Origin of the sequence: Aeromonas sp. 19NY04SH05-1, from assembly GCF_040581895.1 — a bacterium.
Lineage (GTDB): Bacteria > Pseudomonadota > Gammaproteobacteria > Enterobacterales > Aeromonadaceae > Aeromonas > Aeromonas enteropelogenes.
Map to the genome: position 1 here is coordinate 3,489,357 of NZ_CP095328.1, position 21,210 is coordinate 3,510,566.

At 60.4% G+C, this 21,210-nt stretch carries 17 protein-coding genes; 6 read left to right on the forward strand and 11 right to left on the reverse strand.

Annotated elements, in window-relative coordinates; genetic code table 11:
- The first annotated feature begins 4 nt into the window (after positions 1 to 4).
- Positions 5 to 427 (forward strand): Holliday junction resolvase RuvX, encoded by a 423-nt coding sequence (gene ruvX / locus MRK42_RS15925; RefSeq protein ID WP_026457452.1) that lies wholly within the window; start codon positions 5 to 7, stop codon positions 425 to 427.
- Positions 428 to 534: 107 nt separating this feature from the next.
- On the opposite strand, the gene ampC is transcribed toward ruvX, so the two are convergent.
- On the reverse strand, positions 535 to 1,683 hold the full coding sequence (gene ampC, locus MRK42_RS15930; protein WP_338610994.1) for an FOX/MOX family class C beta-lactamase: 1,149 nt from the start codon (positions 1,681 to 1,683) through the stop codon (positions 535 to 537).
- A gap of 169 nt (positions 1,684 to 1,852) precedes the next feature.
- On the opposite strand from ampC, the gene MRK42_RS15935 reads away from it, so the two are divergent.
- From MRK42_RS15935 to MRK42_RS15945, 3 genes are read left to right on the forward strand one after another with little or no spacing between them, the layout of a single operon-like run.
- The gene (locus tag MRK42_RS15935) at positions 1,853 to 2,773 is read left to right on the forward strand and encodes a MoxR family ATPase (RefSeq protein ID WP_201940820.1); all 921 of its coding nucleotides are present in this window, start codon (positions 1,853 to 1,855) and stop codon (positions 2,771 to 2,773) included.
- A complete protein-coding gene (locus tag MRK42_RS15940) occupies positions 2,773 to 3,762 on the forward strand; it encodes a DUF58 domain-containing protein (protein ID WP_124240452.1) in 990 nt (329 codons plus the stop codon). Before MRK42_RS15935 ends, MRK42_RS15940 begins: the two co-directional genes overlap by 1 nt.
- Positions 3,749 to 5,725 (forward strand): DUF3488 and transglutaminase-like domain-containing protein, encoded by a 1,977-nt coding sequence (locus MRK42_RS15945; protein ID WP_354688333.1) that lies wholly within the window; start codon positions 3,749 to 3,751, stop codon positions 5,723 to 5,725. Before MRK42_RS15940 ends, MRK42_RS15945 begins: the two co-directional genes overlap by 14 nt.
- Positions 5,726 to 5,776: 51 nt before the next feature.
- Here MRK42_RS15945 and MRK42_RS15950 read toward each other — a convergent pair whose 3' ends face one another.
- On the reverse strand, positions 5,777 to 7,207 hold the full coding sequence (locus MRK42_RS15950; protein ID WP_042027935.1) for a sodium:alanine symporter family protein: 1,431 nt from the start codon (positions 7,205 to 7,207) through the stop codon (positions 5,777 to 5,779).
- 702 nt (positions 7,208 to 7,909) lie between these two features.
- Between MRK42_RS15950 and tal the strand changes: the two genes are divergently transcribed.
- Both tal and MRK42_RS15960 read left to right on the forward strand, forming a co-directional pair.
- Positions 7,910 to 8,860: a transaldolase gene (tal, locus tag MRK42_RS15955; protein ID WP_042073158.1), complete on the forward strand. Its 951-nt coding sequence runs from the start codon at positions 7,910 to 7,912 to the stop codon at positions 8,858 to 8,860.
- Positions 8,861 to 9,019: 159 nt separating this feature from the next.
- Entirely contained in the window at positions 9,020 to 9,202 is a 183-nt protein-coding gene (locus tag MRK42_RS15960) for a DUF3545 family protein (protein ID WP_026456021.1), read from the forward strand.
- Positions 9,203 to 9,417: 215 nt separating this feature from the next.
- Here MRK42_RS15960 and accA read toward each other — a convergent pair whose 3' ends face one another.
- From accA to bamA, 9 genes are all read right to left on the reverse strand, one after another.
- Positions 9,418 to 10,368 carry an acetyl-CoA carboxylase carboxyl transferase subunit alpha gene (accA, locus tag MRK42_RS15965; protein ID WP_005338549.1) on the reverse strand — a complete coding sequence of 317 codons (951 nt, stop codon included), beginning with the start codon at positions 10,366 to 10,368 and terminating at the stop codon, positions 9,418 to 9,420.
- 15 nt (positions 10,369 to 10,383) lie between these two features.
- The gene (dnaE, locus tag MRK42_RS15970; protein WP_354688334.1) at positions 10,384 to 13,863 is read right to left on the reverse strand and encodes a DNA polymerase III subunit alpha; all 3,480 of its coding nucleotides are present in this window, start codon (positions 13,861 to 13,863) and stop codon (positions 10,384 to 10,386) included.
- Positions 13,864 to 13,925: 62 nt separating this feature from the next.
- On the reverse strand, positions 13,926 to 14,516 hold the full coding sequence (gene rnhB / locus MRK42_RS15975) for a ribonuclease HII (RefSeq protein ID WP_042027940.1): 591 nt from the start codon (positions 14,514 to 14,516) through the stop codon (positions 13,926 to 13,928).
- A gap of 67 nt (positions 14,517 to 14,583) precedes the next feature.
- Positions 14,584 to 15,723: a lipid-A-disaccharide synthase gene (gene lpxB, locus MRK42_RS15980; protein WP_338611003.1), complete on the reverse strand. Its 1,140-nt coding sequence runs from the start codon at positions 15,721 to 15,723 to the stop codon at positions 14,584 to 14,586.
- Positions 15,716 to 16,507 carry an acyl-ACP--UDP-N-acetylglucosamine O-acyltransferase gene (gene lpxA, locus MRK42_RS15985; protein WP_338611005.1) on the reverse strand — a complete coding sequence of 264 codons (792 nt, stop codon included), beginning with the start codon at positions 16,505 to 16,507 and terminating at the stop codon, positions 15,716 to 15,718. The genes lpxB and lpxA overlap by 8 nt, the downstream gene beginning before the upstream one ends.
- Before the next feature lie 5 nt (positions 16,508 to 16,512).
- Positions 16,513 to 16,935 (reverse strand): 3-hydroxyacyl-ACP dehydratase FabZ, encoded by a 423-nt coding sequence (gene fabZ / locus MRK42_RS15990; RefSeq protein WP_354689057.1) that lies wholly within the window; start codon positions 16,933 to 16,935, stop codon positions 16,513 to 16,515.
- A gap of 63 nt (positions 16,936 to 16,998) precedes the next feature.
- Positions 16,999 to 18,018, reverse strand: coding sequence for a UDP-3-O-(3-hydroxymyristoyl)glucosamine N-acyltransferase (gene lpxD, locus MRK42_RS15995; protein ID WP_338611008.1), 1,020 nt, complete (start codon positions 18,016 to 18,018; stop codon positions 16,999 to 17,001).
- A gap of 3 nt (positions 18,019 to 18,021) precedes the next feature.
- Positions 18,022 to 18,534 carry an OmpH family outer membrane protein gene (locus MRK42_RS16000; protein WP_026456029.1) on the reverse strand — a complete coding sequence of 171 codons (513 nt, stop codon included), beginning with the start codon at positions 18,532 to 18,534 and terminating at the stop codon, positions 18,022 to 18,024.
- A 149-nt stretch (positions 18,535 to 18,683) separates the two neighbouring features.
- A complete protein-coding gene (bamA, locus tag MRK42_RS16005) occupies positions 18,684 to 21,200 on the reverse strand; it encodes an outer membrane protein assembly factor BamA (protein ID WP_338611011.1) in 2,517 nt (838 codons plus the stop codon).
- Positions 21,201 to 21,210: the final 10 nt, after the last annotated feature.

Consider the following 21,210-nt stretch of genomic DNA (forward strand, 5'->3'; position numbering starts at 1 on the left):
TTCAATGTCATCACGCAGTATCATGGGCTTTGACTACGGCACCAAGAGCATAGGGGTCGCCATCGGCCAGGAGCTCACCGGCACGGCCCGCCCGCTGCGCGCCCTCAAGGCCAACGACGGCATCCCCAACTGGGACGAGATAGAGAAGCTGCTCAAGGAGTGGCAACCGGACCTGCTCATTGTCGGCCTGCCGCTCAACATGGACGGCACCGATCAGGAGATCACGGTGCGCGCCCGCAAGTTCGGCAATCGTCTGCACGGCCGCTTCGGCAAGCCGGTGGAGTTCAAGGATGAGCGGCTCACCACCACGGATGCCCGGGCCCGCCTGTTCGCGCAGGGTGGCTATCGAGCCCTGGAGAAAGGCAGCGTGGACGGCGTCTCCGCCCAGCTGATCGTCGAAGCCTGGATGGAAGAGCAGTACGGCTAATCCGCTTATCCCCCTCCACGCCCCATAAACAACGACGCCGGGATCAGCCCGGCGTCATTGTTTACGTCAACCAGCCACTTATCATGGCCAAACATTGAATGCGGCCATCAGGGCGCCAGATGGCGCAGGATGGCATAGGCGGCCTTGACCCTGGCCTCGATGGGGTAGTTGCGATTGGCCAGCATGACGATGCCCACACCTCTGGCCGGGACAAACACCACATAGGCACCAAAACCGTTGGTCGAGCCTGTCTTGTTGTAGAGTCGCTCGTTCCCCATCGCTCTGGGTTCCACAAAGGGCTTGACCGGATTGGCTTTGAAGCTCACCGCCGGTGAATTGCCCGCCAACAGCTCCTGCTCGGTCACGGGATAGGCGTAGCTCTCCCACCCCAGCCCCTGAGTCATCTCTCCCACCGAGTAGAAACCGGTACGGGTCATGGCCAGCGCTTGCTGCACCGCCTTGTCGCCACTGCCTGTCATGTTGGCGCCAACAAACTTGATGAGATCCGCCGCGCTGGTCTTGATGCCATAGGCCTCGTCTGCCAGCACTCCGGGATTGACCCTGACGGGTTTGTCTTCCTTCGAATAGCCGTAGGCGTAGTCAGCCATGGCTGCGTCTGGCACCTCGAGATAGGTGTGCTGCAAATCGAGCTTGGGCAGCAGGGTCTGGCTCATCAGTTGTCTGAATGGTTGGCCCAGGGTGCTCGCCGCCAGATGGCCGAACAGACCTATGCTGGGGTTGGAGTACTCGCGATGAGTACCTGCCACATAAAGCGGTGACCACTGCCGGTAGTACTGGCGCATTCTCTCGTTTGAGTCGACCGCATCAGGAAACTGCAACGGCAAGCCCCCTGCGCTGTAGGTCGCCAGCTGGGCCATGGTGACCCGATCAAACGCCGAATTCTGCAACCAGGGCGCGTGCTGGCTCACCTTGTCATCCAGCCGAAAGCCCCCTTTGACGACCGCGTAGGTGCCCAGGGTCGCAGTAAAGGTCTTGCTGACCGAACCAATCTCGAACAGGGTCCGCTCGCTGATGCGCCGGCCGCTCTCCCGATTGGCGACGCCATAATTGAAGTAGTGAGGCTTGCCCTCCTTCAGCACGGCGACCGCCATGCCCGGGATCCGGTACTCCTCCAGCAGCGGCTGGACAGCCTTTTCCACTATGCTCGCCATGGGCTCATCTGCCGTGGCATAAACGCGTGGGACGAGCAACAGGGGCCCCAATGCCAGCAGTGATAGCGCGATTCGTTGTTTCATGGTGTCAATCTCATGGTGGAGTCAGAGATGCCACTATAACCATGCTGCATGAGCCCAGGGTGAACCTGTGTGAAGTCTCTGTGAAGTCACCAAGAAATAAACGACGGCCAGCTTAGACCAATCTCTTCTGACTAGGGTATAAATGGGAGAGAGCACAATGGAGGTGCGAATGAGGACACAGGAACAGATTGCGCAACTGTTGACGGCCCTGGAGCAGGTGATCCTCGGCAAGCCGCAGCAACTCAAGATAGCTCTGGTCACCCTGCTGGCTCGCGGCCATCTGCTGATCGAGGATCTGCCCGGCATGGGCAAGACCACCCTGGCCCATGCGCTGGCCCAGGTGCTGGGGCTCGATTGCCGGCGAGTGCAGTTCACCGCCGATCTGCTGCCTGCCGATCTGCTGGGGCTGCAGATCTTCGATAAAGTCCAGCAGCAGTTTCGCTTTCACCCCGGCCCCGTCTTCACCCAGGTGTTGCTGGCCGACGAGATCAACCGCGCCAGCCCCAAGGTGCAGAGCGCCCTGCTGGAGGCCATGGCCGAGCACAGTGTGAGCATGGAGGGACAGAGCTATCCGCTCCCCTCCCCCTTCTTCGTCATCGCTACCCAGAATCCGGCGGATCAGGCAGGCACTTATCCCCTGCCAGAGTCCCAGCTCGATCGCTTTGCCGTGCGCCTGTCGCTGGGTTTTCCCCCAAGGGAAGCCGAGCGACAGCTACTGCGCGGTGCCAACCAGCCCATCACCCTGACCCGCCAGCTGGATGCTGCCGCCCTGGCCGCCCTGCAAGCGCAGGCAGATGACATTCATCTCTCCGATGCCACCCTCGACTACCTGCTGGCGCTGGTCCACCAGAGCCGGTTCGATGAGGATCTGCCCCAGCCCCTCTCCCCCCGGGCCGCTCGCACCCTGCTGGCGGTCAGCCGCGCCTGGGCCCTGGTCGCGGGGCGCCGTTTCGTGACGGCAGAGGATGTGCAGGCCGTTTTCCCCTATGTGGCCGAACACAGGCTCAGGGGGAGCTTTGGCGTGCAACGCGGCGAGGCCTGCCCCCTGAGTCAGCGCCTGCTGGCCAGGGTGGATCCGGACAATCCTTGATGGGCTGGCGACACCGACGGGATGCATGGCAGCGGCGCTGGCTGGCCCGCCGCATTCCCCCCGCCCGCCAGGTAACGCTGGGGCCGCGCAGCCTGTTTATCCTGCCGACCCGCCTCGGGCTTGGCTACCTGCTGGTGATGATCGCCATCTATCTGCTCGGCACCAACTACCAGAACAACCTGGTGCTGCTGATTGCCTACTGCCTCGCCAGCCTGTTTATGGCCGCCATGTGGCTCACCCATCGCAACCTGCTGGGGTTGTCCCTGCTTGGGGGCCCCATGGTGCTGGGTGAAGCGGGCCAGCCCCTGTCCATCCGGGTGACGGTGAGAGCCCTTCGCCCTGCGCGGGCACTGCAGTTTACCCTGAACGAAGGCTCCCTCTGGCTGGCGCAAGCCGACCCGGCTCCCGCCAGCCTGATCCTGCCAGTCAAGGGCGGCCGGCGCGGCCGGGTGGCGTTGAACCGGCTAAGGGTGGAGAGCCGCTATCCCCTGGGACTGTTTCGCTGCTGGTCGCTACTGGACCTGCAGCTGGAGGCCTGGCTCGCCCCCGCACCTCTTTATGGGAGTCTGCTCACGGGCGCGTCGCAAACGGAACAAGCGGGACTGGGGCAAGTCGTTCCCGCCACTCTCGGGGACTTTGATACCCTGCGGGAGCATCGCCCGGGGGAGCCGCCGAGCCGGATCGCCTGGAAGCAGCTCGCCCAGGGACGCGGCCTCCTGGTCAAGCAGTTCGAAGAGCCCCTGCAAGATGACACCCACCTCTCCCTCTCCCGGGTCAGTGGCCAGGATCTCGAAGCGCGGCTGTCAGTGCTGGCCTGGTGGTGCAGCGATTTCGCCAAGCGGGGCGTCCCCTTCACCCTGACCCTGGCGGGCCAGACCCTCGGTCCCGAGAGCGGGCCTGCCTTCCTCCAGCGTTGCCGGCTGGCACTGGCGCGCGTTGGCGACAAGGGGGATACGACAGCAGAGAGGGTGAAGGATGCTGCTCGATAACCGTCGCCTGCTGCCGCTCATCGCCCTGCAACAGCTGCTGCTGGCGGCGGCGCTCTGGCCCCAGCTGCAACTCTGGGTGCTGGCCGTGGGCACCGCGACCCTGGGCGTGCGCGCCATGATGCTGTGGCGGGGCTGGCGTGCGCCCCCTGCCCGGCTACTGGCGCTGCTGGCCGGCATCGGCATCTTGCTGCTGGTATGGCAATGGCGGACGCTGGGCACCCTGCCAGCCCTAATCAACCTGCTCTGGCTCGGCTATAGCCTCAAGATGATCGAGGTGCGGCGAGAGCGGGACATAGAGCAGGTGCTGCTACTCGCCTTCTTCCTCATCGCGCTGGCGCTGGTACAGCGTCAGAGCATCGGCTGGGCCATGATGATGATGCTGGCCCTCTGGCTGGCAATCACAGCACTGGTAGCGGCGGTGGATCCCGCCTTGCGGCAGCCCTGGCGCAAGGCAGGCTTTGCGCTGCTGCTGGCCTTTCCATTGCTACTTACCCTGTTTTTGCTGCTACCAAGGTTGCCACCCCTGTGGCAGATGCCCTCCACCAGCCGCGCCCTGTCAGGGCTCTCCGAGACGTTATCGCCCGGGGACATCAGCGAGCTGGCCAACTCGTCCGAGCTCGCCTTTCGCGTCACCTTTGCAGGCAACCCACCACCGGCCAGCGAGCGTTACTTTCCGGTGATGCGTCAGGAGTATTTCGATGGCCGGAGCTGGCAACTGAGCGCCGAGGTCAAGGCCTGGCAGCGCGCCGTGCCAACCAGAGAGGGCGTACCCGGCGCGCTATCCGATGTGCCTCTGCCAACCGGCAGTTACGAGGTGATCGCCGAACCTCAGCGCCATCGCTGGGCCTTTGCCCTGGCCAGTCCCTTGGTGCTGGATGGTCCCGTACTGGTGACTCCCCTTGCCACCCTCTATCGCCAGGGACGCGGCGAGGTGGCCATTCGCTATCGGGTAAGCGGCCTTCAGGCAGAACAAGATGCTACCCTGCCATCACGCCAGCGCAATCTGCAACTGCCGGTGGCGGGCAACCCCAGGGCGCGCGCCTTCGCCCTTGACTTGCGCGAGCGATACCCCGGGCGGGATGCCATGGTAGCCGCCTTGCTGGCGACCTTTCGCCGTGAGCCCTACGCCTACACCCTGACGCCCCCTCCCCTTGGCGACGACGGGGTGGATGAGTTTCTGTTCGATACCCGGCGCGGCTTTTGCGGCCACTACGCCATGGCCACTGCCTTCGTGTTGCGCTCAGCCGGGATCCCAGCCCGACTGGTGACCGGCTATCTCGGCGGCGAGTGGAATCCCAGCGGCAACTATCTGGCGGTACACCAGTTCGATGCCCACGCCTGGGTGGAGTATCTTGATGAGGCCGGACGCTGGCGACGCATCGATCCCACTGCGGTGGTCGCGCCAGAGCGTATCGAAGGGGGCATCACCCAGGCGCTGAACGAGGCGTTTACCGCCGCCGATCCCCTCGCCCTGCAGCGCTATCGCAACTGGGCCCTGCTCAACCAGCTGCGCTGGTGGGGCAGCAACATCGACTATCAGTGGAGCCGCTGGGTGCTGGGTCATGATGCCAGCCAGCTCTGGCAGCAGCTCGGCCAACGCTGGCCGACACTCGCCGGCCAGATCCCATGGCTTATCCTCGCCAGCCTGATGCTGGTTACCCTGCTGGTGAGCCTGCCCCTGCTCTGGCCTGGTCGCCAGCCACCACAACAACGGATCTGGTCGCCACTGCTAAAACGGGGTCGGAAGATAGGCTGCTCGCCCACGCCGGGGGAAAGCCTGGCCCTGTGGTGCGAACATCTGGCACAGCTGCGTCCCGAGCTGGTCCATCCCCTGCGACAAAGTGCCTGGCTCTATCGCAGGTGGCGCTACGCCCCCCTCAATGCACGGCAGCGCCAACGCTGCTGGCGCCAGCTGCGGCGACGGCTGAACCAGGTCTGTCGCCGCTGGGATCGGCTGACATAACGAAAAAAAGGGGAGCCACTGGCTCCCCTTGTCGGTCTGACTCACCCGCTCTTATTTCTTGGTCGGGTTGTCCCAGATCCCCGCTTCCAGTTGGGAGCGGATCTCGGGGTACTTGTTGGCATCGAAGGTAGGCAGCTTGCCCAACTTGAGCTGGTCGTTGTAATCCTTGGCCAGCTTGATGGCAACGCCGGAGAGCAGCAGGATCGCCACCAGGTTGACGATGGCCATCAGCCCCATGGAGACATCCGCCATGGCCCACACGGTCGGCAGCTCGCCCACGGAACCGAACATCACCATGCCCAGCACGAACAGACGGAACAGCATCAGACCGCCCTTGTGGTTGTGCTCGAGGAACACCAGGTTGGTCTCCGCGTAGGAGTAGTTCGCCACTATGGAGGTGAAGGCGAAGAAGAAGATGGCTGCGGCGATGAAGATGTTGCCACCGTTACCTATCTGGGATGACAGAGCACGCTGGGTCAGCTCGACGCCAGTCACACCGGAACCCGGTTCAAACTGGCCGGAGACCAGGATGATGGCCGCGGTACAGCTGCAGATGACGATGGTGTCCATGAAGACACCCAGCATCTGCACATAGCCCTGGGAGGCCGGATGGGGCGGATAAGGGGTCGCAGTCGCTGCAGCGTTGGGCGCAGAACCCATGCCCGCCTCGTTGGAAAAGAGGCCGCGCTTGATGCCGTTGATCATCGCCTGGGAGATGGCATAACCCAGGGCACCGGACCCTGCCTGTTCGATACCAAACGCCGACTTGATGATCAGGGCAAACACACCGGGCAGTTCGCTGATATTCATGGCGACGATGATCAGCGCCAGCAGGATGTAGGCCAGTGCCATGAAGGGCACCACCAGTTCGGCGAAACGGGCGATGCCGCGAATGCCGCCGAAGATGATGAGACCGGAGAGGACCACCAGCGCCAGGCCGCTGACCCAGTCAGGAATGCCGAAAGCCACGTTCATCGCCAGGCTGATGGAGTTGGCCTGCACCGCATTGAACACCAGACCGAAGGCCAGGATCAGGCACAGTGAAAACAGCACCCCCATCCAGCGCATGCCAAGCCCCTTTTCCATGTAGTAGGCGGGGCCGCCACGATAGTTGCCGTCTTCATCCTTGACCTTGTAGAGCTGGGCCAGGGTGCTCTCGACGAAGGCGGTCGCCATGCCGATGAAGGCGATCAGCCACATCCAGAAGATGGCGCCCGGGCCACCCAGATAGATGGCTACGGCCACACCGGCCAGGTTGCCGGTGCCGACACGTGCGGCGAGACTGGTACAAAGAGCCTGGAAGGAGGAGATGCCTGCGTTGTCCGATTTACGGCTGTTCTTCAGCACGGAAAACATGTGGCCAAAATGACGGACCTGGATAAAGCCGAGTCTGAAGGTGAAGAAAATTCCGACCCCGATGAGCAGGTAGATGAGCACGGCTCCCCACATCAGGTCGTTTAGCATCGCAATCAAAGTGTCCATAATTCTCTCGTTGTTATTCACATCCATGGCCGATCCGTGCCGGCCGTTTTTTGTCTGTCGTTTTAATTAGCGTTTCGCTAAAGGGGCGGAATCTAGCATAGCGGGGGAGTTCAGAATAGTGATCCGGATCACTCGGGATACAAAAAACGAACGGAAAAAGCCCAAAAAGCTCCATTCAAATCGCAAACTTTCAACAATTCCAATAAGTTAATCGTGCAAGCAGAAAACAAGCCTCATAAGAGAACCTTTCGTCTGCCGCCGCCAAACCCCGTCAAAAAATGCAAACGATTGCCTGAAACGGCGCTCAAATCGCGCACTGTCGCCAAACGTTTTACATGTAATTAAATTTCAAGTACCTGAAGTAATAATTTATGTGATCGAGGACACAAATCTGGATATTTGTGAAAAAAGATGGCCCGACGACAAGCGGAGCCGACCTTGTTGCAGGAAGTAAAAAACCTTACTAATCATATACTTTTATCATGGTTTTTGAGGTGACATCAAACACTGGATGATTAACGGCCAACCCTCCCTATTGCAGGATGCACCACATCAGTATTAATTAGGCAGGCAATGACGATGGGCTGGCCCCGTCGCGTTTTTCTGAGCATGAGGCAACAGGAACCTGTAATTTTATTTCAGAATCGCCGTCTCACGCCCGCAACCCCGGGATGACTCCCGCATTAAGAGATGATATTCGCTATGGCCGATAAATTAACCCAGCTGAAAGCCCTGACCACTGTTGTTGCCGATACCGGTGATATCGAAGCCATCAAACGCTATCAGCCCATCGATGCCACCACCAACCCTTCTCTGGTTCTGAAGGCCTCCGAGATCCCCGAGTACGCTCCGCTGATCGAAGACGCCATCAACTGGGCAAAATCCCAGAGCCAGGACAAGGCACAGCAAATCATCGACGCGGGCGACAAGCTGGCGGTCAACATCGGTCTGGAAGTGCTGAAGATCGTCCCGGGCCGCATCTCCACCGAAGTGGATGCCCGTCTCTCCTTCGACACCGAGGCCAGCATCGCCAAGGCCCGCAAACTGATCCGTCTCTACAACGACGCCGGCATTAGCAACGATCGCATCCTGATCAAGCTGGCCTCCACCTGGGAAGGGATCCGCGCCGCCGAGGTACTGGAAAAAGAGGGTATCCAGTGCAACCTGACCCTGCTGTTCTCCTTCGCCCAGGCCCGTGCCTGTGCCGAAGCCGGCGCCTTCCTGATCTCCCCGTTCGTGGGCCGCATCCTCGACTGGTACAAGGCCAAGCACAACCGCGACTACACCGCGAGCGAAGATCCGGGCGTGGTCTCCGTCACCGCCATCTACAACTACTACAAGCAGCATGACTACCCGACCGTGGTGATGGGCGCAAGCTTCCGCAACACCGGCGAGATCCTGGAACTGGCTGGCTGTGACCGCCTGACCATTGGCCCGGCCCTGCTGGAAGAGCTGAGCAAGGCCGAAGGCGCCGTGGTTCGCAAGCTGGACTACACCGGCGAGCGTATGCCCAAGCCAACCCCGATGACCGAAGCCGAATTCCGCTGGGAGCTGAACCAGGACGCCATGGCTGTCGAGAAGCTGGGCGAAGGCATCCGCCTGTTTGCCATCGACCAGGGCAAGCTGGAAACCATGCTGGCAAGCCACCTGTAATCGACTCTTTTTGCTGAAAAAAACCGGGAGCCATGTTGGGCTCCCGGTTTTTTTATGGGCTTTTTTTAGCGCTGTCATGGAGTCGCAATAAAAACGTTTTACTTTCAATGTCGTTATGTTATACGGATGGTGAAAACGATAACAACCAAGGAGGGAGCCATGGACATGTTCAACTTCGAGTATGAAGAGGTAGTTGAACTCGGTTCGCGTAGCCGCGGGACAACGGGAAAAAAACGCAAGTGGCGTGAGATTGAGGCGTTGAAAGACAAGCATCGCCTGCAGAAGGAGCTGCAATCCATCGATATCGCCTACGAAGGAATGTGTGACGAGATTGAATTGTAACACCGACACATGAGATACCAGCGCCCCGCTCCTGCGGGGCGTTTTATTTTACCCGGCCATCCTGCCCCCGACAGGCTAACTGCCGCCGGCACGCCCACAAGCCAATTCTGCTTTACTCCCCAACCCCTCTGAGTCTCTGCCCCCCTGACCAGAAGCAGACATAAAAAAGCCCCCGTGCAGGACGGGGGCTTCATGATGCTGGTGCCGAGCCGGGTTTAGCAGTAGCCGTAGCCCAGCAGACGCTGGTAGCGCTGCTCCAGCAGTTGCTCGGTATCGAGCGGACGCAAGGCGTCCAGATCCTGCTTGATGCGAGCCTTGAGGTTTTTGGCCATCTTCTCCACATCGCGGTGGGCACCGCCGAGGGGCTCGTCGATCACGTGGTCGATCAGCTTGAGCTCTTTCAGACGCTGGGCAGTGATCCCCATCGCTTCGGCAGCTACGGAGGCCTTGTCGGCACTCTTCCACAGGATGGAGGCACACCCTTCCGGCGAGATGACGGAGTAGGTGGAGTACTGCAGCATGTTGACGCGGTCACCCACACCAATGGCCAGCGCACCACCTGAACCGCCCTCACCGATCACGGTGCAGACCACCGGCACGGTCAGACCAGCCATCACCTTCAGGTTGCGGGCAATCGCTTCAGACTGGCCACGCTCTTCGGCACCGACGCCGGGGTAAGCGCCCGGGGTGTCGATAAAGGTGATGATCGGCATCTTGAAGCGCTCGGCCATCTCCATCAGACGCAGGGCCTTGCGGTACCCTTCCGGACGCGGCATGCCGAAGTTGCGCTTGATCTTCTCTTTGGTCTCGCGACCCTTCTGGTGACCAATCACCATCACAGGCTCACCGTCGAGACGGGCGATGCCGCCGACGATAGCCTTGTCATCGGCATAGGCGCGATCGCCAGCCAACTCGTCGAAATCGGTGAAGATATGCTCGATATAGTCAAAGGTGTAGGGGCGCTGGGGATGACGCGCCATCTGTGACACCTGCCAGGCACCCAGATCACCGAAGATCTTCTTGGTCAGCTCTTCGTTTTTCTTCTCCAGCCGGCGGATCTCGTCTTTCAGATCCACGGCGTGATTGCCTTCACTCACATGTTTGAGTTCATCAATCTGCGCCTGCAACTCGGCAATCGGCTGTTCAAAATCCAGAAAAAGACTCATAGGGCCTTAGAACCTCTAATCAAAAACCAATTCAACCCGCTCTCGTCCAAGCAGGACTCGCAAGTCATCTATCAGTTGATCGGTGGGCGTCACCCGCCACTCGGTACCGAGCGTCAATCGCACCCGGGAGCCGGGGCGACGATAGTTTACCTGAACCGGACAGACTCCGGCACGGGCGGGCTCCAAAATCTCGCACAAACGCGGGAAAAAGCGATCATCAATCCGCTGTTCATCGAGGGAGATGCGGATTGCTCTGGCAAAACGCTCCCTCGCATCGTTGATATCCAGTAATTCTCGAGCCGACATTTTAAGGCCACCGGAGAAGTCATCAAAGCTGACCTGTCCAGAAACCACCAAAATGCGGTCTTTTTGCATCAACTCTTCATACTTTTCCAGCGCTTCACTGAACAGGGTCACATCCAGGCGACCGGAACGGTCGTCCAGGGTGAAGATCCCCATCTTGTTGCCACGCTTGGTCACCATGCTGCGTGCCGCGATCACCAGACCCGCCGCCGTGGTCACCGTATCCCGGGAGGTGGGATGCAGATCGCACAAGCGACCCGAGGTATAGCGACGCAGCTCGCTGCTGTACTGGTTGATGGGGTGGCCAGTCAGGTACAGCCCAAGGGTCTCGCGCTCCCCCTCCAGCCACACCTTGTCAGGCCAGTGGGGCACGTTGGCAAATGCCTTCTTGACGTCGTCGATCTCTTCGGTGAGCACACCGAACATGTCGACCTGGCCCACCGCCTGGGCCTTGGCGTGCTGCTCGGCGGCGCGCATCGCCTCTTCCAGGGTCGCCATCAGGGCTGCGCGGTGAGGGCCTAGCCGGTCCATGGCACCGGAGAGGATGAGTTTTTCCATCACCCGCTTGTTGAGCTTCTTGATGTCGACCCGGTTGCAGAAGTCAAACAGATCGCGGAAGGGGCCGTCCTGATCTCGCGCCGAGAGAATGGCTTCGATAGGCCCTTCCCCCACCCCCTTCACCGCCCCTATGCCATAAACGATGTGACCATCGTCGTTGACGGTGAAGCGGTAGCGGCCGGTATTCACGTCCGGCGGTATCACGGTGAGCCCCATGCGCTGACACTCGTCCACCAGGGTCACTATCTTGTCGGTGTTGTCCATATCGGCGGTCATCACCGCCGCCATAAACTCGGCCGGGAAGTGGGTCTTGAGCCAGAGGGTCTGGTAGGAGACCAGCGCATAGGCGGCGGAGTGCGACTTGTTGAAGCCGTAACCCGCGAACTTCTCCACCAGGTCGAAGATCTTCATCGCCAGCTCGCCATCGACCCCGTTCTTGATGGCGCCCTCTTCAAAACCGGCCCGCTGCTTGGCCATCTCCTCGGGTTTTTTCTTACCCATCGCCCGGCGCAGCATATCTGCGCCACCCAGGGTATAACCCGCCAGGGTCTGGGCGATCTGCATCACCTGTTCCTGGTAGAGGATGATGCCGTAGGTGGGCTCGAGTATGGGTTTGAGGCTCTCGTGCTGCCACTTCTCATCCGGATAGGAGATAGCTTCATTGCCGTGTTTGCGGTCGATGAAGTTGTCCACCATGCCGGACTGGAGCGGGCCCGGTCGGAACAGGGCCACCAGTGCAATCATGTCTTCGAAGCAGTCGGGGCGCAGCCGCTTGATGAGATCCTTCATGCCGCGAGATTCGAGCTGGAATACCGCCGTGGTCTCGTAGCGCTGCAGCAAGTCGAACGACTTCTTGTCATCGATGGGGATGGCGGCGATATCGACCGGCGGCTTGCCCTCTTTGGCAAGGCGCGGGTTGATCATGCCGAGCGCCCAGTCGATGATGGTGAGCGTTCTCAACCCCAAGAAGTCGAACTTCACCAGGCCCGCGTACTCCACGTCGTTCTTGTCGAACTGGGTGACCGGGTGGTGCCCCTCGTCATCGCAGTAGAGCGGCGCAAAGTCGGTGATCTTGGTGGGCGCGATCACCACGCCACCGGCGTGTTTACCGGCGTTGCGCACCACACCCTCGAGGCGGCGCGCCATGTCGATAAGGTCTTTGACCTCCTCGTCCTGCTCGTAGAGCTCGGGCAGCTTGGGTTCGGCCTCGAACGCCTTGGCCAGGGTCATGCCGGGGTCGGGCGGAATGAGCTTGGAGATGCGATCCACGAAACCGTAGGCATGGCCAAGCACCCGGCCTACGTCCCGCACCACCGCCTTGGCCGCCATGCTGCCGAAGGTGATGATCTGGGAGACCGCGTCGCGGCCATACATGTCGGAGACGTGCTCGATCACCTCGTCACGTCTGTCCATGCAGAAGTCGACGTCGAAGTCGGGCATGGAGACCCGCTCGGGGTTGAGGAAGCGTTCGAACAGCAGGTCGAATTCGAGGGGATCCAAGTCAGTGATCTTGAGGGCGTAGGCAACGAGCGAACCCGCACCCGAACCCCGACCCGGGCCAACGGGAATGCCGTTGTCCTTGGACCACTGGATAAACTCCATCACGATGAGGAAGTAACCCGGGAAGCCCATCTGGTTGATCACTTTCAGCTCGACGTCGAGACGCTCGTCATACTCCGGACGCCGCTCGGCCCGCACCGCCGGATCCGGGAACAGGAACTCAAGGCGCTCCTCGAGGCCCTCTTTCGATTTCATCACCAGGAAGTCTTCGGTGGTCATGTCACCGGTGGGGAAGTTCGGCAGGAAGTATTCGCCCAGGCGCACCGTCACGTTGCAGCGCTTGGCGATCTCCACCGTGTTCTCGAGCGCCTCCGGGATGTCGGCGAAGAGATCCAGCATCTCCTCCTGGCTGCGCAGGTACTGCTGGGGGCTGTAGCGGCGTGGACGGCGCTTGTCCATCAGGGTATAGCCATCGTGGATGGCGACCCGGATCTCGTGAGCGTCGAAATCATCAGCTCTCAGGAACACCACCTCGTTGGTCGCCACCACCGGCAGCTCGAACTCGGTGGCCAGGGCAACAGCCATGTGCAGGTAGGCCTCTTCATCGGGTCGACCGGTGCGCAGCAGCTCGAGATAGTAGGCGTCGGGGAAGTGCTCCTGATAAAAAGTGAGACACTGCTCCGTCATCTGGCGGTTGCCCTTGAGCAGGAACTTGCCCACATCCCCCTCACGGCCACCGGAGAGGACAATCACCCCTTTGGCGTGCTCGGCGAGCCAGGCCTTGTCGATGACCGGGCGTCCCTGTACATGGCCGCGCTGGTAGCCGCGGGAGATGAGCAGGGTGATGTTCTGGTAGCCGTCGTTGTCCATGGCCAGCAGGGTGAGGCGGAACTGCTCGTCGCCGAGCTCATTGCTCTGTACCCAGAAGTCGGCCCCGACGATGGGCTTGATCCCCTTGCCGTGGGCGGCGCCATAGAAGCGCACCAGGCCGCACATGTTCATCTGGTCGGTCAGGGCCAGGGCCGGCATGCCATCGGCCGCTGCCGCCCCGACGATGGGGTTGATCTTCTGCAGACCGTCCACCATGGAGAAGTCGGTGTGAACGCGCAGATGGATAAAACGGGGGTCAGCCATGGTTATCCCCTCTCGTGGCGCCAGCTGGCGTGGATGTCGTCATGCAGACAGCGTGGCATGGGTTATTCGATCCCCAGTGCACGGCGCACCGGTTTGAAGCTTTTGCGATATTCGGGCAGGGGCCCGCGTTCTGCCAGAATGGCAAGATGCTCGGCAGTCGGGTAGCCCTTGTGACGGGCAAAGCCGTACTCGGGATGGCGGCTGTCCAGTTCGGTCATTTCCGCATCCCGGGTCACCTTGGCCAGGATCGACGCGGCGCTGATGGCGGCCACCAGGCTGTCCCCCTTGACCACGGCTCGGGCTTCCATCGGCAGGGCCGGACAACGGTTGCCATCGATAAAGACCAGCTCCGGCGTGACCTTGAGCCCCGCCACGGCACGCTGCATCGCCAGCATGGTGGCGTGCAGGATATTGAGCTCGTCGATCTCTTCCGGGCTGGCACGGCCGATGGCGAAGGCCAGCGCCTTCTCCCTGATCTCGTCAAACAGGGCCAGACGCTTCTTCTCGGAGAGCTTCTTGGAGTCGGCGAGGCCGGCGATGGGATTGGCCGGGTCGAGGATGACGGCGGCGGTCACCACGTCCCCCACCAGGGGGCCGCGGCCCACCTCGTCCACACCGGCAACCAGCTTGTCGTCAGGAATATCGATCATCATCTTGTCGCCTTGAATCAAAACAGGCCCCGCAGGGCCTGACATAACATGGGCACAGCCGGCCGCAGCCTTATCTGCCGAGCAACTCGGCCACCGCCTCGGCGGCCTGGTGATCCGCATTGCAGCGGATGAGCTGGTGTAACTCGGTGAAGGTGTTCACCAGCTCGCTGTTGTCATGCTCGAAGTATTTGCTGACCTCGACCACCAGGTTTTCCGGGGTACACTCGTGCTGGATGAGTTCGGGCACCAGCATGCGACCCGCCAACAGGTTGGGCAGGGAGACGAACTCGGTCTTCACCAGGCGCTGGGCTAGCCAGTAACTGAAGGGTTTGAGCTTGTACCCCACCACCATGGGTTTTTTCACCAGCATGGCCTCGAGCGACGCGGTACCGGAGGCGAGCATCACCACATCGGCGGCGATCATCGCCTCGCGTCCCTGCCCTTCCAGCAGCACCATGCCGAGATCCGGCGCCACGTCGGCCTTGATGGCCATGAACTGTTCGCGTCGCTTCTCGTTGACCAGGGGCACGATGAAGCCGAGATCCGGGTAACGCACCGTCAGGTGTTTGCACGCCTCTAGGAACAGGGGGGACATAAAGCCCACTTCCGCTGTCCGGCTACCCGGCAGCACCGCCAGCCAGCGGCGGTTAGCGTCGATACCCAGGGTTCTGCGCACCGCAGCCTGATCCGGCACCAGCGGAATGTCATCCGCCATGGTGTGGCCGACGAAGCGGCAGGGAGCCTCGAATCTGTCGTAGAAGGCCTTCTCGAACGGCAGGAAGGCGAGCACCATGTCGGTGGCAGCCTTGATCTTGTGAATGCGGTTCTGGCGCCAGGCCCAGACGGAGGGACTGACATAGTGAACCGTCTTGATACCGGCGCGGCGCAGTTTCAGCTCCACCCCGATATTGAAATCCGGAGCATCCACGCCGATGAAGATATCGGGCGGATTGGCGATGAAATGGCGTAGCAGTTCACGGCGCACCTTGAGAATACGGGGCAGACGGCCCAGCACTTCGCTGATGCCCATCACCGCCAGCTCTTCCATCTCGAACAGGGCTTTCACGCCCAGGGCCTGCATGCGCGGCCCTGCGATCCCTTCGAACTGCGCGTCCGGATAGCGGGCTTGCAGCTCGCGTACCAGACCCGCCGCCAGAATATCGCCGGAAACTTCTCCGGCGACGATACCGATGCGAACCGGATCAGGCACGGATGATCCCGCGCTCATTGTCTTTGAGGAAGTCGACATAGAGCTGCACCGCAGGTTCGACTGCGGCCATTTCGGTCAGCACCGGCAGCACCTCTTCGATGGTCTTGCCGGAGCGGAAGATCTCTTTGTAGGCGCGCTTGACGGCGGAGATGGCCTCAGGCGTATAACCGCGACGACGCAAGCCTTCGGAGTTGACCCCGAACGGTTTGGCGTAGTTACCGGCGGCCATCACGTAGGGCGGCACGTCCTTGTTGAGGGCGGCGCAGCCACCGACGAAGGCGTGGGAGCCGACGCGGCCGAACTGGTGGATCGCGGAGAGACCGCCAAAGATCACGAAATCGCCGATCACCACGTGGCCCGCCAGAGTCGCGTTGTTGGCGAAGATGCAGTTGTCACCGATGATGCAGTCATGGGCGACGTGCACATTGACCATGAACAGGTTGCCGCTGCCCACCTTGGTCAGGCTCTGATCCTGCACGGTACCACGGTGGAAAGTGCAGTTTTCGCGAATGACGTTGTTGTCGCCAATCTCGAGGAAGGTGCGCTCGCCGGCGTACTTCTTGTCCTGGCAATCCTCACCGATGGAGGTGTGCTGGAAGATCTTGTTGCCGCGACCAATCTTGGTCGGGCCCTTGATCACCACATGGGAACCCACCCAGGTGTCGTCACCGATCGTTACCTCGGCGCCGATGACAGAAAAGGGGCCGATTTCAACCCCTTTACCGATCACAGCAGACTCATGGACGATGGCAGTATCGTGAATGATGGCAGTCTGGTCGATCACGTGTGTTAAACCTCGCGTTTGGCGCACATCAGCTCGGCGGTACAGACCACTTCACCGTCGACGGTAGCGACACCGGTGAACTTGGCAATACCGCGGCGCTCTTTCAGAAACTCCACGTCCAGCACCAGCTGATCGCCGGGGCCGACCGGGCGCTTGAAGCGAGCGTTGTCGATTGAGGCAAAATAATAGAGTTCATTGGGGGACGGCTTGCCCACAATGGTAAACGCCAGGATACCGGTCGCCTGCGCCATGGCTTCCAGGATCAGCACACCGGGAAACACCGGCTTGGCCGGGAAGTGGCCCTGGAAGATAGGCTCGTTGAACGAGATGTTCTTGATGGCGCGCAGGGTTTTGCGCTCATCGCTGATCTCGTAGTCGTCCACCCGATCCACCATCAGGAACGGATAACGGTGGGGCAGCAGGTTCATGATTTCCTGGATATCCAGGCTCTTCTTTTCAGTAGTCAAAACAGTACCCTATACCAATCGTGATTATTCTTGATCCAGCTTCTTCTCAAGCTTGCTAATCCGCTTGTGCATCTCTTCGATACGCATCACCCGGGCGGCGGTCTTGCGCCACTCTTTATTGGTCTGCAGGGGGATGCCGGAAGAGTAGACACCGGGCTCGGTAATGGGTCGCATCACCATGGCCATACCGGTAACGGTGGCCTGATCGCAAATCTCCATGTGCCCGTTAAAGACGGAGGCGCCGCCAATGATACAGTATTTGCCGACCTTGAGACTACCCGCCATCACGGTGGAGCCCGCCACGGCGGTGCCGTAGCCGATCTCGACGTTGTGGGCAATCTGGCACTGGTTGTCGATGATGACGTTGTCAGCGATGCAGGTATCTTCCAGCGCGCCACGGTCAATGGTGGTGCAGGCGCCGATCTCGACCCGGTTGCCGATGGTCACGCCGCCAAGCTGGGGGATCTTGATCCATTCGCCACGCTCGTTGGCGTAGCCGAAACCATCGGCCCCGATCACTGTACCGGATTGAACCAGACAGTCGGTGCCCATGGTGACATTGTGATACAGGGTGACGTTGGCCCACAGGCGGGAACGGGCGCCCAGCCGGGTATTTTTGCCAACGAAACAGCCCGGGCCAATGCGCACATCGTCACCCAGCACGACGCCGGATTCGATCACCGCATTGGCACCGATGGCCACTCTCTCGCCCAGTTGCACGTCCGCCGCGATAACGGCGCTCGGATGGATATCCGTCGCCGGTTGAGGGGTGGTATCCAGCAGTTGGGCTACCCGGGCAAAGCCCACATAGGGGTCTTTGAGCACCAGGGCGTTGGTGGGACAAAACGGCAGATCCGCTTCTGTGATGAGCACGGCCGTGGCCTTGCTCTGCTCCAGATAATGCCGGTACTTTTTGTTGGACAGGAAGGTGATATCCCCCTCCCCGGCCTTTTCCAGTGTCGCTACCTTGCGGATTTCCAGGGTTCCGTCGCCATGAACCTGGGCCCCCAGTTGCTGGGCCAGCTGTGCGAGAGTGAATGACATCAATTAGTTGCTCTTGCTTACCTGAGAAATAACCTGGGCAGAGATGTCCAGCTTGCTGGCGGCATACGGGGCAGCATTGCGCTCCAGCACCAGATCGTAACCATTGCTCTTGGCGATGGAATCGATGGCAGCCTGCACCTTGGTCAGGATCTTGTTGCGCTCTTCGGACTGACGGCGGCCGTTGTCCTGCTCAAATGCCTGACGCTTCTTGTTGAACTCCATCTGCAGCTTGGCCAGCTTCTCCTGGTTCTGCTTCTTCTGCTCGGCGCTCATGAAGGCCTCGTCCTTGCGGAACTTCTCAACCAGTTTCTGGCCGTCGGCTTCCAGCTTCTGCAGCTCGCGCATGCGCGGCTCGAATTCGCCCTTGAGCTTCTTGGCCACGGCTTCACGCTGGGGCAGCTTCTGGAACACCTCGCCCATGTCGACCACGGCGATCTTGGTGTCAGCGAAGGCTGAGCTCATGCCGGCAGCCATCAGTGCAAAACTCAAACCAGCTACTTTCAACGCTTTATTCACACTTACTCCTTGTTCCCTCATGGTGAGGGCTACCTGATTTACCCGATTATGCAAGCGGCATGACTACCGTCTTGTTACCTGGTGAGGCACGCAAACTGCGCATCCCATCATTGAATACCCCCACCTTGCGGGTGGGGGCGTGATGTCGTTTAGAAGGTACGACCGATGTTGAAGGAGAAGACTTCGGTACGATCCCCTTCATATTTCTTGATTGGTTTGGCCAGGGCGAACACCAGCGGCCCCATGGGCGAGAGCCACTGCAGTGAGACACCGGCGGAGACCCGGATGTTGGCCGGGTCCGAGTAGTCCTGACTCTGGTAGTTGCAGTCTGCGCCAGGAGCACAGGGGTAGGCACCATTGGCAAAATCGGTGCTCCAGACAGAACCTGCATCGACGAAGACGGTGCTGCGGATCTGTGGACGATAGGTCTCGGAGACGAAGGGAGTCGGGAAGACCAATTCGAACGAGGCCACCGCCAGGGCATTACCACCGACCGAGGTGTCGGAACCTTCGTAATAACCCGTCGCCGTCGGAGCCCCGGTACCGTTGTTCGTGTACTGTCGGTAGATCGCCTTGGGACCTATGGTGTTGCTCTTGAAGCCGCGCACCGTATCGAAACCACCCGCATAGTAGTTTTCGAAGAAGGGCAGCATGGTGCTGTCACCATAGCCGTTACCGTAGGAGACCCGGCCCTTGCCGATCATGACCCAGCTGTGATCCGCGTCCAGCGGGAAGTAGTGGGCATCTTCGGCCGAGAGTTTGTAGTACTGCAGATCCATGCCAGGAATGGTGACCTTGGCGTTGACCCGCTGACGATCACCTGCGGTCGGGAACATCCCCTTGTTGAGAGTGGAACGAGTCCAGCCTGCAGTCAGGTCAACGGTGACGAAGTCGACGCTGTCCTCACCCTTGGCATAGAGATCCCAGAACTGGTCCATCTGTACCGATTGACGGTTGTCGTTCCACAGGTCGTAGCAGTAGGTGTTGTCTGCTGACGGCTTGTTGTCGGCGATACACTCGTTGAACTTGGACTCATTGAAGGTAGGACGGCTCAGCTTGGAGCTTTCGATACCGGTACTGAAGTCCAGACGGTTGTGCTCGTTGACCGGGAAACCGCTGGAGAGACGGAAGCCTATGGTCTCGTTCTCGTAATCCACGATATCCGCATCATCGGCACGGAACTGGTTGTAGTAGACACGGCCACCCAAGCTGACACCATCCACGGTGAAGTAGGGGTCGTTGTAGCTCAGGTCAACGTTCTTGGAGTAGTCGTTGGTGCTGGCGTTGATGGAGACCCGCTTGCCGGTCCCCATGAAGTTGTCCTGGGAGATCCCCGCCTGCAGGCTGAGGCCAGACTCAGTACCATAACCGACGCCCGCGTTGATGGAACCGGCCGGCTGCTCCTTGACCTTGAAGTCGAGATCGACCAGATCATCGTTGCCCGGCACCCGCTTGGTATCCACTTCGACGCTCTCGAAATAACCGAGGCGGTTGAGACGGGTCTTGGACTGTTCGATATTGTCGGAGGAGAGCCAGGTGCCTTCCATCTGGCGCATCTCGCGGCGCAGTACCTGATCTTCGGTGGTCACGTTGCCATTGAAGTTGATGTTGCGTACATAGACGCGGGGACCCGGCTCGACGTTGACGATAAGCTCCACTTCCTTGGTCTCGTCATTGACCTGCGGGAAGGTGACCACCTTGGGATAGGCGTAGCCGTAGCGACCGAGGAACTTGGAGAGCACTTCTTCGGTGTGGGTCACCTGGCTCGCCGAGTAGACGTTGCCAGCTTCAATGGGAATAAGCCCCTTCATCTCGCCGGCGCGATCGATGAGGTTGCCCTTGAGCTGGATACCGGAGACCTTGTACTGATCCCCTTCCTTGATGTTCAGGGTGACGTAGACGCCTTTCTTGTCCGGAGTCATGGAGACCTGAGTGGACTCCTGGGCGAAACGGATATAGCCGCGGTCCATGTAGTAGGAGCGCAGGGTCTCGATGTCACCGGCCAGCTTCTGCTTCTGGTAACGCTGATCCGCAGTGAAGTTCCACCAGGGCACCTCATCGCGCAGGGAGAGCTGGGCGATCAGCTTCTCTTCCGGGAAGACATTGTTGCCGACAATATTGATCTGCTGAATCTTGGCGGCCTGGCCTTCCACGAAGGTGAACTTGAGGTCGACCCGGTTGCGCGGCAGCGGGGTAACGATGGCCTTGACCCTGGCGGAGTATTTGCCCACACCGTAATAGAAATCTTCCAGCCCCTTCTCGAGGGAGGTGAGCACGGTGCGATCCAGGGGATCACCGACCCGGATGCCGGAGGACTCCAGGCTCTGGGTCAGCTGCTCTTCCTTGATGTCCTTGTTGCCGGAAAACTCGATGCTGGAAATGGTCGGACGCTCCTTGACCATCACCTGCAGCACCTGGCCATCGCGGTAGACCTTCACATCCTCGAAGTTGCCGGAGGCATAGAGTTTCTTGATGGCATTCGCCAGGGTCACGGAGTCGACGTTGTCGCCAACCCGGATCGGCAGGTTCAACAGTGCGGCACCCAGGGTCACCCGTTGCAGGCCCTCGACCTGGATATCTTGCACCACAAAAGAGGCAGGGGCCGCCTGGGCCAGGAAACTGGCACCCAGCAGGCAACTCAACACCAATGCTTTTTTAACAGCCATTTTGTTCTTA

Bases quoted from the DNA above. Each gene is read 5' to 3' on its own strand.
- tal (WP_042073158.1), top strand. From the start codon at position 7,910: ATGGCCGATAAATTAACCCAGCTGAAAGCCCTGACCACTGTTGTTGCC.
- ampC (WP_338610994.1), bottom strand. From the start codon at position 1,683: ATGAAACAACGAATCGCGCTATCACTGCTGGCATTGGGGCCCCTGTTG.
- MRK42_RS15940 (WP_124240452.1), top strand. From the start codon at position 2,773: ATGGGCTGGCGACACCGACGGGATGCATGGCAGCGGCGCTGGCTGGCC.
- accA (WP_005338549.1), bottom strand. From the start codon at position 10,368: ATGAGTCTTTTTCTGGATTTTGAACAGCCGATTGCCGAGTTGCAGGCG.
- rnhB (WP_042027940.1), bottom strand. From the start codon at position 14,516: ATGATGATCGATATTCCTGACGACAAGCTGGTTGCCGGTGTGGACGAG.
- MRK42_RS15960 (WP_026456021.1), top strand. From the start codon at position 9,020: ATGGACATGTTCAACTTCGAGTATGAAGAGGTAGTTGAACTCGGTTCG.
- dnaE (WP_354688334.1), bottom strand. From the start codon at position 13,863: ATGGCTGACCCCCGTTTTATCCATCTGCGCGTTCACACCGACTTCTCC.
- MRK42_RS15945 (WP_354688333.1), top strand. From the start codon at position 3,749: ATGCTGCTCGATAACCGTCGCCTGCTGCCGCTCATCGCCCTGCAACAG.
- MRK42_RS15950 (WP_042027935.1), bottom strand. From the start codon at position 7,207: ATGGACACTTTGATTGCGATGCTAAACGACCTGATGTGGGGAGCCGTG.
- MRK42_RS15935 (WP_201940820.1), top strand. From the start codon at position 1,853: ATGAGGACACAGGAACAGATTGCGCAACTGTTGACGGCCCTGGAGCAG.
- bamA (WP_338611011.1), bottom strand. From the start codon at position 21,200: ATGGCTGTTAAAAAAGCATTGGTGTTGAGTTGCCTGCTGGGTGCCAGT.
- ruvX (WP_026457452.1), top strand. From the start codon at position 5: ATGTCATCACGCAGTATCATGGGCTTTGACTACGGCACCAAGAGCATA.
- lpxD (WP_338611008.1), bottom strand. From the start codon at position 18,018: ATGTCATTCACTCTCGCACAGCTGGCCCAGCAACTGGGGGCCCAGGTT.
- fabZ (WP_354689057.1), bottom strand. From the start codon at position 16,935: ATGAACCTGCTGCCCCACCGTTATCCGTTCCTGATGGTGGATCGGGTG.